Annotated in this window: 10 protein-coding genes and 2 pseudogenes; 7 read left to right on the top strand and 5 right to left on the bottom strand. The window is 56.7% G+C overall.

Going from position 1 to position 13,874, the window contains the following annotated elements; genetic code table 11:
• Positions 1-5 precede the first annotated feature (5 nt).
• The 4 genes from AC1DE4_RS06890 to AC1DE4_RS06875 are packed head-to-tail and all read right to left on the bottom strand — an operon-like array spanning position 6 to position 3,325.
• Positions 6-692: an acyltransferase gene (locus AC1DE4_RS06890; protein ID WP_477880706.1), complete on the bottom strand. Its 687-nt coding sequence runs from the start codon at positions 690-692 to the stop codon at positions 6-8.
• On the bottom strand, positions 682-1,788 hold the full coding sequence (locus AC1DE4_RS06885; protein WP_477880704.1) for a DegT/DnrJ/EryC1/StrS family aminotransferase: 1,107 nt from the start codon (positions 1,786-1,788) through the stop codon (positions 682-684). Before AC1DE4_RS06885 ends, AC1DE4_RS06890 begins: the two co-directional genes overlap by 11 nt.
• The gene (locus AC1DE4_RS06880) at positions 1,785-2,822 is read right to left on the bottom strand and encodes a Gfo/Idh/MocA family protein (protein ID WP_477880702.1); all 1,038 of its coding nucleotides are present in this window, start codon (positions 2,820-2,822) and stop codon (positions 1,785-1,787) included. Before AC1DE4_RS06880 ends, AC1DE4_RS06885 begins: the two co-directional genes overlap by 4 nt.
• Complete coding sequence (locus tag AC1DE4_RS06875) at positions 2,819-3,325, bottom strand: acyltransferase (RefSeq protein ID WP_477880700.1); 507 nt, start codon at positions 3,323-3,325, stop codon at positions 2,819-2,821. Before AC1DE4_RS06875 ends, AC1DE4_RS06880 begins: the two co-directional genes overlap by 4 nt.
• A gap of 308 nt (positions 3,326-3,633) precedes the next feature.
• Here AC1DE4_RS06875 and AC1DE4_RS06870 point away from each other — a divergent pair, with 308 nt between their 5' ends.
• The 7 genes and pseudogenes from AC1DE4_RS06870 (at position 3,634) to AC1DE4_RS06840 (ending at position 12,221) form a co-directional block, all read left to right on the top strand.
• Positions 3,634-4,875 (top strand): glycosyltransferase family 4 protein, encoded by a 1,242-nt coding sequence (locus tag AC1DE4_RS06870; protein WP_477880698.1) that lies wholly within the window; start codon positions 3,634-3,636, stop codon positions 4,873-4,875.
• A gap of 321 nt (positions 4,876-5,196) precedes the next feature.
• Entirely contained in the window at positions 5,197-6,099 is a 903-nt protein-coding gene (locus AC1DE4_RS06865) for a glycosyltransferase family 2 protein (protein ID WP_477880696.1), read from the top strand.
• Positions 6,100-6,104: 5 nt separating this feature from the next.
• On the top strand, positions 6,105-7,505 hold the full coding sequence (locus tag AC1DE4_RS06860) for an SH3 domain-containing protein (protein WP_477880694.1): 1,401 nt from the start codon (positions 6,105-6,107) through the stop codon (positions 7,503-7,505).
• Positions 7,506-7,758: 253 nt separating this feature from the next.
• Entirely contained in the window at positions 7,759-9,255 is a 1,497-nt protein-coding gene (locus AC1DE4_RS06855) for a hypothetical protein (RefSeq protein ID WP_477880692.1), read from the top strand.
• A gap of 693 nt (positions 9,256-9,948) precedes the next feature.
• A complete protein-coding gene (locus tag AC1DE4_RS06850) occupies positions 9,949-10,791 on the top strand; it encodes a class I SAM-dependent methyltransferase (protein WP_477880690.1) in 843 nt (280 codons plus the stop codon).
• Between the two features lie 360 nt (positions 10,792-11,151).
• A pseudogene (locus AC1DE4_RS06845) lies at positions 11,152-11,535 on the top strand (IS21 family transposase); the annotation flags it as partial.
• Positions 11,532-12,221, top strand: a pseudogene (locus tag AC1DE4_RS06840) (ATP-binding protein). The pseudogenes AC1DE4_RS06845 and AC1DE4_RS06840, both read left to right, overlap by 4 nt.
• Before the next feature lie 181 nt (positions 12,222-12,402).
• On the opposite strand, the gene AC1DE4_RS06835 reads toward AC1DE4_RS06840, so the two are convergent.
• Positions 12,403-13,788, bottom strand: a complete 1,386-nt coding sequence (locus AC1DE4_RS06835) for an O-antigen ligase family protein (RefSeq protein WP_477880688.1) — start codon at positions 13,786-13,788, stop codon at positions 12,403-12,405.
• Positions 13,789-13,874 lie beyond the last annotated feature (86 nt).

Genomic DNA, 13,874 nt, shown 5'->3' with positions numbered 1-13,874 from the left:
CCGCTTTAATCCTGATCCGCTCGCCAGCGGAGGAATTTTGCAGGAACGCCGGCAACAACTGAGAAGGGGGCGACGTCGTCAACAACCACGGCGCCAGCGCCGACAATTGCACCTTTGCCGACGGTCACGCCGGGAAGAATGGTGGCATTGGTGCCGATGTCTGCCCATGCTTCGACGCGGACCGGTTTGATTTCCAGATCGGTGCGGATGATCGGCATGTCGACCGGCAGTGCAGTATGGCTTGAACCGAGGACCTTAGCGCCCGGCCCCCATCCGACATGATCCTCAAGCACGAGGTCGCGGGCATCAAAATAGGCCTGCGGGCCGATCCAGACGTTATTTCCGATCCGACAAGTTCCGTCGAATCTGCCCTGAATGTAGGCTTGAGCGCCGATAAACACGCCATTGCCGATTTCGAAGGTTTCCGGGTGCTTGAAACCGGCTCCGCTACCGACTTGCAAGCCGTCGCCACAGGCGCGCGCCAGGCTTCTCCAGATTGTCTTGCGCATGAAACTGTCGATGAAACCGTCGCCCGTCGCGAAGCGCGCGTAGAGTTCGACGAGGCCCGCGGTCCCATAGGATCGGGTCAGTTCCTCGGCCAGATGAACGGCATAATCAGGATCCACGGAGGTTTGCTGACGCCCATGCACGGCCAGGACAAAACGCACGCCGGTTAAGGGGTCAGCTGACATAGGCTTCCTGCTCCACAGCAGCTGCAATCTGCTCGACTTGCCTCAATGTCAGCTCCGGATAGATCGGCAGCGAGAGCACCTCACGCGCCGCTGCCTCCGATATCGGGAAATCTCCGGCACGATAGCCAAGATCAGCATGCGCCTTTTGAAGATGGATCGGGATCGGATAATGGAGGCCGGTATGAATGCCCGCCGACCGCAATGAGTGCTGGAGATGCTCACGGTCGCGCGAGCGCACGGCGTAGACATGGTAGACATGGCGCCGATCCATCATCGCAACGGGGGCGCTGATCGAGCGCGAATCGGCGAAAAGGCTGGAGTAGCGATTGGCACGAACGCGTCGTGCCTCGGTCCAGGCCTCGAGATGCCGCAGTTTGACGCGCAGGATCGCGCCCTGGATCTCATCCATGCGATAGTTGTAGCCCTTCAGCGCATGGTGATAGCGCTGCTCCTGGCCCCAGTCTCGCAGCATCCTGATCGTCTTGGCGTGCTCGTCATCGTTGGTGACGACGATGCCGCCCTCGCCACAGGCCCCGAGGTTCTTGCCGGGGTAGAAGCTGAAACAGCCAGACACGCCGATACTTCCCGCACGGCGTTGCTTGTATTCTGCACCGTGGGCTTGGCAGGCGTCTTCGATGACAGGAATACCGTGCCTGTCAGCAATCGCCTTGATGGCGTCCATGTCGGCCATCTGCCCATAGAGATGGACAGGCATTATGGCCTTGGTCCGAGGCGTTATTGCTGCTTCAAGCTTGGCCGGATCCATTGTGAGCGTTAGCGGTTCGACATCAACGAAGACCGGGCGGGCGCCGGTATAGCAGACCGCGGATGCGGTCGCGACGAAGCTGAAGGAAACGGTAATGACCTCGTCGCCCGGGCCAACGCCGGCGGCGAGCAAAGCAAGATGCAAAGCGCTTGTGCCGGTGTTGACGGCGATCGCATGCTTGACATCGCAATAGGCCGCGAACTCCTCTTCAAAGCGAGCGACTTCTTCGCCAAGGACATAGTGGCCCGACGCGAGCACGCGCAGCACTGCGGGCTCAACCTCGCCTCTGATGGCGGCGTACTGAGCCTTTAGATCGAGAAGGGGTATCATGCAATCAGCCTCGCAGGTTCGAGCTCGACGACACGTCCGCGCTGGGCAAGCGACTGGGTGGCCGCCTCGAGAATGCGAACGACGCGAAGCCCCGCATGGCCATCGGCGATCGGCTGGCCATTTGTCGTGACACAATCGACAAACTGCTTGAGCTCACGGCCAAGCGCTTCCGTCATATCGAGTTGTGGCGCGTACATATCGCCGGTGCGGTAGCCGACGCGCATGTCGTAAACTTTTTCGCCGTCCGTCTGGGGATTGCCGTTGAGCGTGATGCCCTTGTCATAGACCTTGATCTTCTCGCTCGGCTCCAGATCGTCGTAGACGATCATCTTGCTGCTGCCGCCGATCAGAGTACGGCGCACCTTGACCGGTGCCAGCCAGTTGACGTGGATGTGGGCGATCAGCTTGCTCTCAAAGAAAAGCGTCAGATAGGCGATATTCTCGGGCTCGCCGGCAACATGGCCCATTCCCGTTGCCGAGACTGCCACTGGTTTTTCCGGCAGCACATAGTCCATGATGGACAGATCGTGGACGGCGAGATCCCAGATGACGCTGACATCGTGCTGGAAGAGGCCGAGATTCACCCGCACGGAATCGTAGTAATAGATGTCTCCAAGACCATTCTCGATAATTTCCCGCATTTTGCGGACCGCACCTGTATGAATGAAGGTGTGGTCGACCGCGAGAACGAGCCGGCGACGCGCGGCCTCTTCTACCATTCGGCGAGCTTCTTCGGACGTTGACGCCATCGGCTTTTCGACAAATACATGCTTGCCGGCCATAAGCGCTTTCATCGCCAGCATGTAATGCGCGGACACCGGGGTTGCGATGGCGACGGCGTCAACCCGGGGATCGCGCAGCACCTCGTCGAAATCATCTGTGATCTGGACCGTTGGGTAGCGCAGCTGGACACCGGCAAGGCGATCCTTCTTGAGATCGCATACCCAAACAAGCTTTGCACCCGGCGTTTCCGCAAGGTTCCGAACCAGGTTCGGCCCCCAATACCCGTAACCGACGACGGCAACCCCAATCATCTTGCTCTCCCGGATGAAATGACTTCGACTGGCGCATCCTTTGCGCGGCCGATGATTCTTGCCGGCACGCCGGCAACAATTGCGTAGGCGGGCACGTCCTTGGTAACCACCGCGCCCGCACCAATCTGAGCGCCTTCACCAATCGTTATGCCGGCGACGATGGTCGCGTTGCTGCCGATCGACGCGTAACGCTTGACGAGCGTCGGCACGACCGACCAGTCCGTGTCGGACTGAAGGGAACCATCAATGTTGACGGCCCGTGGATGCAGATCGTTGGTGAACATCACCCCGTGGCCGACGAACACTCCATCTTCGATGGTCACACCCTCGCAGATGAAGGAATGGCTCGAGATCTTGCAGTTCTCTGCAATCGAGGCGTTCTTCTGTATTTCGACAAACGTGCCAATGCGCGTCCCGGCGCCAATGGAACAACCGTAAAGATTTACCAAATCCGGATGATGAATAACGACGCCATCCCCTAAGGTGACGCTCGGTGCGATCATGTCGTTAAGGCCTCTGTTAAGTTGACGCGGTCATACGAGAGGATCAGTGAGCCGGAAACGATCTTCGCCGCTGCATCACCCCCGGGCATCAGAAGACAATTTTACCATTCTCCAGTAAAGCGAGCTAAAATCGGTAATAGTCTACCCGAAAGTCGTAGATTTAGCGTATTATCCATGATTTTGCYGATGCACTTTAAATATATCTTCGCATTTACGGAAATCTGGTATTGCTGTTCCGTCGCCGTGAATAAATATCCGCGATGGCGATCAGGGAATGTTCTTGAAACGGGCTTCAATGGAGAGATGTATTGCGTATTCTTGTATATCCTCACGACTTGGCGCTTGGTGGCAGTCAAATAAACGCAATTGATCTCGCGGCTGGCGTTGCCGAAAGGGGTCACGAGGTTATCATTTACGGCATTCCCGGGCCTCTTGTTGATTACATCGAGGAAAGGGGGCTTCGCTTTTTGCCAGCCCACGACCTCAAGTATCGACCAGCGCCGTCGCGGATCGCGCAAATCGCAGCAATAGCTCGCCGCGAACGACTGGATCTCATCCATGCATACGAATGGCCGCCGTGCCTCGATTCCTATTTTGGTGCCAGTCTGGCTCTTCGCGTTCCTCTCCTGTGCACGGTGCTGAGCATGCAGGTCATGCCACAAATCCCAGCATCGGTGCCTTTGATCATGGGAACCGCAGACCTAGGTGCGGAAGCACGCAAGCGCCATCGGGCGGACGTCTGGGTCCTTGAGCCGCCGATCGACGTGGAACGCGATAACCCCGAAATCAGCGGAAGGGAATTTCGGTCCGCACACAACGTGGCGGATGACGAATTTTTGATTGTAAGCGTCTCGCGTTTGGCACTCGACCTGAAGCTGGATGCGCTTGTCAGAGGAATTGACGCGGTTGATCAGCTCGCAAGCAGAGGTCACGTGAAACTCATTCTGGTCGGGGATGGCCCAGCCAGAGATGCGCTGCAATGTCGTGCGGATGACGTTAATAGACGTCACGGCAGAGAAGTTGTGACACTCGTTGGCGCCGACCCCGATCCGCGCAGCGCTTATGCTGCAGCCGATCTTGTCATTGCCATGGGAAGCTCGGCACTTCGAGCAATGGCAATCGGGCGCCCGCTCATCGTTCAAGGCGAGGAAGGTTTCTCAGAACTCTTCGAGCAAAACAGCTGTGAGCTTTTTTTGAGACAAGGCTTCTACGGACTGGCAGATGGCGCACCTGGCCCCCATCGACTGGTGGAACAAATCGAGCCACTTATCGACGATCCCGCGCGACGACTTGAACTCGGCCAATTTGGCAGAGCGTTTGTGAGCAGGCGTTTTTCACTACAACGAGCTGTTGATCTTCAATTGGATGTGTACAAGTCCATGCTCAAAGCCTCCCCCGTGGCCCGGATCAGCGAAGCAATGCGCGCCGCTGGGTTGGCAGCGTCGGTGGAAATCGCCAACCACAACCCTTTTCAAAAGCGTCGAAATCGAAACCTTCAAAAGACAATGCTGTCGGCTGCAAGATCAGGTGAATGGCCCCCCTCCTTTTGACGTTGGTAGTCCCGGGCGCAATCAGCGTGTCTTTCTCGACACCTTCCTTGCTAGGCAGGAAGGCTTGCCAGGACGCAACTGCGGCCAATCTAAATCCGTCGGCGCGCACCACTCGGCCTCCTCATTGGCACCAAACGAAACCGCCGCCGCGCGTACCGTGCCCGATTCGATTGTTACGGGGGACCGACCGAGTTCCTCACACATAAGTCGTGCCACTACCTCCCTAGCGGATCGGGACGGCTACCACCTATTGAGCAAATTACTTGCAGGCCAAGGAAGACTAAGATTGCTGCGAATGCCGCACTGCGCACAGGAGCCTTTATGCCCAACATTGTCTCGGTGATACTTCCAACCTACAACAGAAGTCACAGTTTAGTCGCTGCGATGAATAGTGTCCTTATCCAATCACATAAGGACCTTGAACTGATTGTCGTTGATGATGCCTCATCCGAAGACATCGAAAGCGTGGTGCTGGGAGTAGCCGATACGCGGGTCAAGTATGTAAGGCGATCGCAAAACGGCGGCGCAGCTGCTGCGCGGAATACGGGCCTTGCCCATGCAACAGGTGATTACATAGCCTTTCAAGACAGCGACGATATTTGGTTGCCCAACAAACTCGAGCGACAGCTTAATCTCCTTACGTCATTGCCGGAGCACGTCCAGGTTGTGACGGGAGCAAAAATTGTTTACTACGGGCCCACACGCATGTTGCAAGCACCGCCGCCAGAGGGGCCGCTTCGTTTAGACGAGAATCAGCTGGTCCGACTTTTGACGGAGAACCGGATCAGCGTTCAAAATGCGCTGTTCCAGAAGGGTTGCTTTCCCGGAACGAATTGGTTCGATGAGTGCGCGAGTGCCAACGAGGATTGGGAATTCGCGATTCGGCTGGCTCAGCACACGACCATATATGAGGATACTGAACCGGTCGTGCTTGGCTTTATCTCGGCCGACAGTATATCCATGAATGATCGAAGAGAGTTGATTGGGTACCTGCGTATACTCAGAAAAAACAGACTTATACTTAGAAACTTGAAGATTCAACGATCTATGCTGATGATCGGGGCGAGTCGATACTTTCTAAAGCTTGGGAAAAGATCCACTGCGAGGAAGTTTCTCATGGCAAGTTTTCTAGATAATCCGCCGAATATCCGGCTCCTCATATCGCCCGTGGTCAAGAGAGCTATACATTTCGGTTCCTGGCGAGCAAACCGGGCTGGAGCGTGACGACTATGCCAGCGGTCGCGACGGCGAAGGCGATCAAGACACTTGCAGCGTTGATAGCGTCGGCATCGGTGCTCGCCACGAGCGCGGCTGCGACCCCGGCGGTGATGACAACGACCGTCAATCTTGGCTCAGGGCCAGGCGCGGGCTATCGCGGCTTCGGAAACATCCAGGAGGAAGGCCCGCTCGACGTCACCGAATCTGATGCCAGCGAGGCTTGTTGCACCGTCAGTTCTTTAGGCAGGGATCGGTTCGTCAACGGCAAATGCATCAGTCGCGGGAAACCGGGTAGCCCGTCGTGGCCGGGCAGCTTCATGACTGGCAACGGTGCGACCACCTGCGGCAACGGGATCAGGGTCCACACCCCAGTCTACAAGTCCTCAAACGACTTCATCGACGTGAACTTCGGGGCCGGCGCGGTCGCCCCACCCATCAGCTCCACTCCGAGCGCTTCGTCCACGGCTCCGCAGTCCGGAACCCCGACAGTTCCTAAGACGTCCTCAGTGACCCGGAACGCCTCGCAGACCTCAAATCCCACCCCGACCTCCAGCCCCCTCCCAACGGGTGGTGGCACGGTCGTCCTCGGACGCAGTTTCCCGAACGAGACCAACACGGGCGTCCCGGACAATCTCAAGTCAAGTCTTACTCCGTACACCGGGCCCTGCACGATCACTGCAGCAGACGTAAAGATCGACCGCAAGGTCATCACCTGCGATCAGCTCCGGCTCCTTGGTCCAAACGCCGCCATTACAAACTCGATCATCAACGGCACAGTGTACTCCGATTGTTGCTACCTGAACGGATCCTTTAGCCTGACAGACTCTGAAGTTCGTGGGCCAGGCTCCACGGCCACCGTGATTGGCGAGGCTAGGTTCAAGCTCCTTCGCGTCGAGGTGTCAGGTGGCTCTCGTTCCGTCAACTGCAACACCACCTGCGAGATCCGCGACTCCTACATCCACGGCCAGTACGGTGACAAACGTGGCATCGACCACGAGTCCGGCATCCGGCAGGACTCACACGGCACATTCGTGCACAATACGATCTCCTGCGACGCCATCGCTTACCCCAACCCCAACGGTGGCGAAGGATCCGGCTGCTCTGCCGCAGTCTCCGGCTATGGCGACTTCGGCACGGTGAACAACAATACGTTCACCGACAACCTGATCGAGTCCCGCGAGGGACTCACCGGCCAGGCTGCAAGCTCGTACTGCGTGTACGGCGGCTCCACCACAGGGAAGCCGTACCCAAACGCGCATCACATCGTATTCACCGACAACATCTTCCGACGTGGCGGTATGGGCAAGTGTGGCATCTACGGACCAGTCACCTCATTCGACTCCAATGCTGAGGGCAGCCTCTGGCAAAACAACCTCTGGGATGACGGCGCGACCGTTCCGCCCGCCAACTAGTCTAGAGCGCGTCCGCTTTAGTTGAGGTCAACCCTGCGGATGGGACGTAGTCTTCAAATTCCTGGGTTTGGAACACATCCGTACACGCAAAATCGTTGTCGGATACGTATCCATTACTTTCGTTTTCATCCAAATAGATGACCCATGAGTGCGTTTACGCTCATGAACACTATCGGGTAAACTTGGAAATCTTCGCCTGAGGATGCGGTCTGCTCTGTATTACTTTAAGCATCCTCCTCCAAGGAAAAAAGATATGTTGCTTCCAGGACCAGATAACTTTGATGGACAGTTCGTTATTTCGACTGACGCCAAGCCCTGCCCGCACGGCTGGCAGCAACGTCAACTCGGCACGCTGTTCCTGAACTTGGCCCCGACAACGTCTGTTGTGCCGGTAGTGGATGCCGACAACCGATCCATCGGCTTGCTGTTAGGTATGCCCATCGACCTTGATCGAGGCGTTATTGTCGACGGGAAGTACAGAGTCGACGTCAAGCTGGATGATGTCCAAGACCTGGATGATTTCGTCGAAAAGAACGTTTATCGATTGGCTGGAAGCTTCCTGTTCATCCTCAGCGCGCTCGGATCCAGACGCATCTACCTTGATGCCAACGGCACACTCTCTCTGGTTTATGATCCAGAGGCAAGAATTGCTGGCGCGACCGCTTCGGCACTTCTCAACGCCGTCGACTATAAGAGGCGTTTTCGAGCAGAACTTTACAAAACCCTCGACATTGAGGATGCCGGTTGGTTCACGGCCGGCCTCACAGCACACGAGGGCATCGAACGTCTTCTTTGTAATCACTACCTGGATTTAGACAACTGGACGGCAAGCCGCCACTGGCCGGTCGCCGCAATCGCGGTCTCTCCAGATCCAGCGTCGACTTGCGCACGAATGTGCGGCCGCATTTCTAAAACGATAGAGATCCTTTCAGGCGTCGGCAGTACCAGTGTAGCGCTGACTGCAGGCAATGACTCGCGCCTCCTGCTGGCATGTTCCCGGCACATGCTCGCGAACCTGACTTTTGTGACCGTGGCTGCTCCGACCGCCGATTTGGATGTCGCCTGCGCTAGGCGCCTGGCGCGCCAGTTCGGCTTGCGCCATCAAGTCCTACCGTACCGTGAGGCAACTGAAGCAGAGGCGGATCTTTGGCGGTTTAGAGCTGGTCACTGCGTTGGCGGCAACAACGTCAAAATGCACCCGAGCGTCGAGCCGCTCGAGGGACGACCCTTTGTAGGCGGCCTTGGAGGAGAAGTGGGCCGCGGCTTTCTCTGGTTAAATGCCGGACCCGACACAGTCATAGACGCCAAAGGTCTGGTGGCTAGGTTGAAATTGCCACGGAGCGACGAGGTGGTAAGCGCGGTGGAGAACTGGCTTGCTCCCCTTGCCCATTTCGACACATTTTTCATATTGGATCTAGCTTACCTTGAACTACGGATGAGCGCATGGGGCTTTTGCGATTCATACGTGAAGCCGAAGCAACTCGAGATTCATCCCATGATATCGAGAGCGAATTATGTGGAAATGCTATCCTTACCGCCGGAAGTGCGACGCAAGGGCGACATATATTTCCAGGCCATTGAAGGTCTCTGGAAGGAAGTATCGGAAATTCCGATCAACAAATACGGAAACTACAAAGACATGTGGCGGCCTGCCAAGGAGGCGATCCGACATCCAAAGCGAGCGTCCAGGAAGGTGATGCAGCTCGTCGACGCCTGGAGATCGAGGACAGTCGAAAGGAATCCAGCGTAAGCAATACGTCGCTGGCCCCGTCGGTAGTTGGTCAAGTGAGAAGCCACGTGGGGCGGGATCACGAAGAACTGCTGGGAATGCGCGTTCGGCACATTTTCGGGCGTAGCGCTCAAGATTATCGCGTCCGCCATCATGCGAATCCCGAGGCAAGCCACCACCAATTCCGAGGATTTGCCGCCCCCTAGCCGGATCGTAGCGCTTTTTCACGGCCGGCTGGCGGCCTCCCGGCCAAGGACGCACCATCGGACGAGTCAGGCCACCTTTCGGGCGGCACGCGTCAGACACGCCAAACGGCTCACAGGAGAGGCTCCGTACGGGGTCAAATCTTCACTTCGCTTGTCACACGCTTGATGGCGAGACATCTGTCGCGAGCCTGACTAGGCGCGCGCCGGGCCAACGCACGCGCAATGGCTGGTCGAAGAACGCCTGGTTCGCTTCTCAGCCTACCGCGACGAGGTTGAGACATATGCGCTGCCCCCCGGGGGCAAGGCAGGGGTCGGGCGCATTGYGAATGGTGGTGGCAGCATTCTCCCTGTGTAACAACCCGAACTTCCGCCCACTTCATTACCATCTGCAACTAATTGGGGATATTCAATACACCGATGAATGTAGTTTGCTGTGTTGACGCCGGTTAGTCCCACCCCCATGCTCGTTGAGAAAATGTGCCATGGTTACAGCCTACGGGGGGCATTTATGAACATAGTAGAGGCTCTAGAAAGAAATCAGCCTATCTTCCATTGGGGCGGAACACAGCGCTGGAACGCTGCTCCGGAGACATTGCGTGAGATACAACGCTCGGTGTCCAAAGGCATGCGTACTCTAGAAACCGGATGCGGCGCATCTACTGTTGTCTTTGCTTCAAAGGGAGCGCACCACACCGTTATCAGCCCAACTCATGATGAGCACCAACGAGTGCTGAGCTATCTTCGTGAAATTGGAATAGACAATCCGCACCTGGAATTCGAAGCGGGTTTCTCGGACGACGTTTTGCCGAGGATCTCTAATCGGCCCGAACGGATGGCAGGGTGGGACGCATGGTTCGCGGACAATCTAGGGGCGGACGCAGTATCAAAGAAATCCAACTCTTCCGACCATATCGAACTCTGGAGTGACAGTGCTGAGCGAACCTTCGACTACATATTCATAGATGGTGCGCACGCGTTCCCGTATCCCGTTATCGATTGGCACTACGCAACGAGACTGCTGAAGGTCGGCGGACATCTTTTGCTGGATGATATTCCTATACCTGCCGTTGCCTGTGTTTATCGATATATGATCTCTGACCCCAGCTGGAAGCTGGTAAATATCCTCGACAACAGAGTTGCTGCCTTTGAGCTTGTTGCTGAACCAGCGCCTGAAGATTACACCCTCCAGCGTTACAATCGGCGTCCCGACTTCGGTTTTTTGCCACTTCACCAGCAGTCTTACATGTTGATCGCAACGGAAGTTAGGCGGATCAGGCGGGAGCTCGGAAACCGGATGCCCGGTTTGCGACAACATTGGCGGCGCTTCCGCCAAACGCCCAATGATGCCTGACAACCGGAACTACCGGTCGCCTTGACTGGAACAAGTGGCCACTCGATTTGTGGGCCCGCTCAAAGCAAGAGCCAGCGCAGTAGTTGGATCGAAAGATTCCAGCCCCAAGCAGTTCGAGGATCGGCACATCCGGCAGACCGGCAAATGAATACCTAATCCTTGTCCACCTCAAAGGGGCATGTATCGACGGCCTCCGCTTGGCAAAGACATTTGGTGGGTAGCGAGTTGGTGGGTGCAGGCATGTATAGCGCCTTCCGTCGCAGAACAAGCAGCCCGCGGTCGGCGTCACCCCAATCGTGCGGTCGCCGTTTACGAGATGCTGCGGCGTCCTCCGCACGTCGCGCCAACGCGAGTGGCAAACATGGCGAGGTCGTCAACTATCACCAAGTGATCCACTCTCTGCGCAAAAAGACCGATGGCGCTTCGCAACCTGGTCTATCGCGATAGGCTCTTCCCCGGCCGGTGTATCGCAGGGCTTTCGACGCTCTCATCGAGCAACTGCCTGACCGGCAGGCTTGCAAGACCACCGTCGAACTGCTGGCGCCGGCTCATGATCGGTTGCGAGCGTGAACTGGCTGAGGAGCTTGCCAGAACGCTCGACGCCACAAATTGCCCGACCTGGTGGCCTTGAGAGCGATGTTCGGCCCGGAGCCGGACCACTTGCCGCCGGTTCATGTGCAACTCGCATCGCTCAATAGCCATGAAGCCCTGATGGGGGCTGCCTACGCGGGAGAGGTCGCATGAACGTTCACAACACCATAGACGAAGCCCGCCTCGGCATCATGCTCAAGGAGCTCCGGTTGCCGACGATCAAAACGCTGTGGCCGCAATTTGCCGAACAGGCCAATTGTGACGGGTGGCCCGCGGCTCGCTTCCTCCCGACCTTCGCCGAGCATGAACTGGCTGAATGGGCGCATCGCAGGATCGAACGTCACCTCGCCGAGGCGCATCTGCCGCCTGGAAAGACGGTTGACATCTTCGCATACGACGCCGTGCCAATGGCCTCAAAGGCCCAGGTCATCGAATCCGCCATTGCAAAGCTCGACAAGTTCGGTCTGCTCATCCTCGACGATCTGGTCGACGTCAACAAGGACCAGGCCGAAGCCAGCGTGCTCTTCGAACTTATGAGCGGCGTCCCATCGTGATCACCGCAAATCAGTCCTTCGGAGAATGGAACCGCGTCTTTCCGGACACGGCCGTGACGCTTGCCGCTGTGGACCGACTTGTTCATCAAGCAACGATCTTCGAAATGAACGTCGAAAGCAATCGCCGACCTTCCGCCATGGAAGCCAAACGCCGGCGTTGCAGAACCTGCCGCCTTCGCGACAATCAGAAGCTCTTCCCAGTTTGTCGCGGAGCGGCAATCAGAACACGACGAGACTCTTGCCAGCGACAATCAGCACGATACGATCACGCCGATCGCGACATAAGAGTCTCATCCAGATTGTCGCAACCGTCTCATCCTGAGCGCTGCGCTATACAGCTCTCCCAAAACCATCATTGCCCAGGCGATCATGGACGACGTTGCGCGGCTTGCGATCCTGCAAATCAGCGGCCCACTTCTTCGGCCCTGTTCCTTCCTTGCGACTGAATTGCAACACCGCGACCCATTTACTTGTCCAATTTTTGACCCGCTTGCGATGTAGATAAGCGCTTGGCATGCCGGGCGCCGGCAGGGACAACACGATAGCGGCCCTGCACCTTGCGATCGTTGCTATTGCGGGACTGTGCTCGATGGCTGAGGTTGCAATCGAGCATCCATACACCGGAGCCGGCAAGAAAGAAAAACCAAGCGTATGCGGCCACCCAGAAGTGCACGGTCGAGCCAACAAAAGCAAATGCTCCCATGCAGATGAGATAAGCCGTCCGGCAGGCGTCCACATCTGGATCGACATCTGTTTTCTTCGCGATAGAGAGCCAGATACTAAGGAGGGATAGGACCAGGAACATGAAGCCAGGCAGACCATGCCGCATGGCCATCAACAACCAGAAATTGTCAACGCTGTTTCCGTACATCCATAATGGCCGCGCCCAATCACCCAGCCCGATTCCGAAAATTGGATGATTAGCGACGGATGCGGACCCATACTCCCAGATCCAAAGCCGATACCAGCCCGTCTGCTGGTCGAACGTGAAATGCGAAATGTAGAACTGCGCCGGCGTTTGATTGGAGCCAAGCTCAACAATGAGATAGCCGACAAACGCAATCGCCCAGAGCAGCTTCCACCGAGCGGCGAATCCGCCAAGCACCTTGTTCCACAACAGCAGGGCGATCTGAAAAAGCACTCCAGCCATTGGCGCCGAAGACATGGACAGGAATGCTGAAAATCCCACTAGACTCGTTAGAACGCCGCGCGAAATGCCCGATAGCTTTCCTTTTGTCGTCAAGAACGTGAGCGCGAACATGCTCCCACAAAAGGTACCGAATAGTATCGAATGATTAAAAGGCCCCTGAACACGCGAAAAACCCATCCTGGGCGCCATCCACGTTATTGCCTCCGTCCGGAATACTGATCCGAACGCGAGAAGCAGCAGATTGGTCCCGGTGATCCATTCGTACATAGTAAAAGGGAGCATGGCTACGATAAGCTTGGCGACATACACAACCATGTTGCGGAAGTCCTGAGCATTGCGAATGCAAACCCGTGCCAGCAGGTACGACCCCATCGTTTCGATGAAGAGAATACCGCCGGGCTCAATTGCCTGGTCAATACCCTGGACAATGACAAATGACATAGCTGCCCACGAACAAAAGAGAATAAGGCCGAAATCAGCGGCTCTTTTTTTTCCCGCCTTCCCTTTTGACCACATGATAATGCACGGCAGGATTGCGAACAGGAGGATGATCCGATAGGTAGACAGATTAACCGGCCCAATCGGAAAGACCCAAGGGACGAGCAGGCCTCCCAGGAAAAGCTTGACAGGCCATGCCAACCGAGCGGCAAGTTGCTTTTCGGAAGATTGCTCTCCGGTCGCTGCAGGACCGTTTGCTGGCAACCGAACGCCTACGTCAGATCTGCGCAAAATTGGCTGGGCTGACCGTGACGAGCGATACCTAGTTGCTATCATTTTTGCACCGTCTC

It is taken from the genome of Rhizobium sp. 10N414 (genome assembly GCF_056394785.1).
The sequence above is the reverse complement of the archived record's forward strand: the minus strand, read 5'-3'. Positions and strand labels throughout refer to the sequence as shown.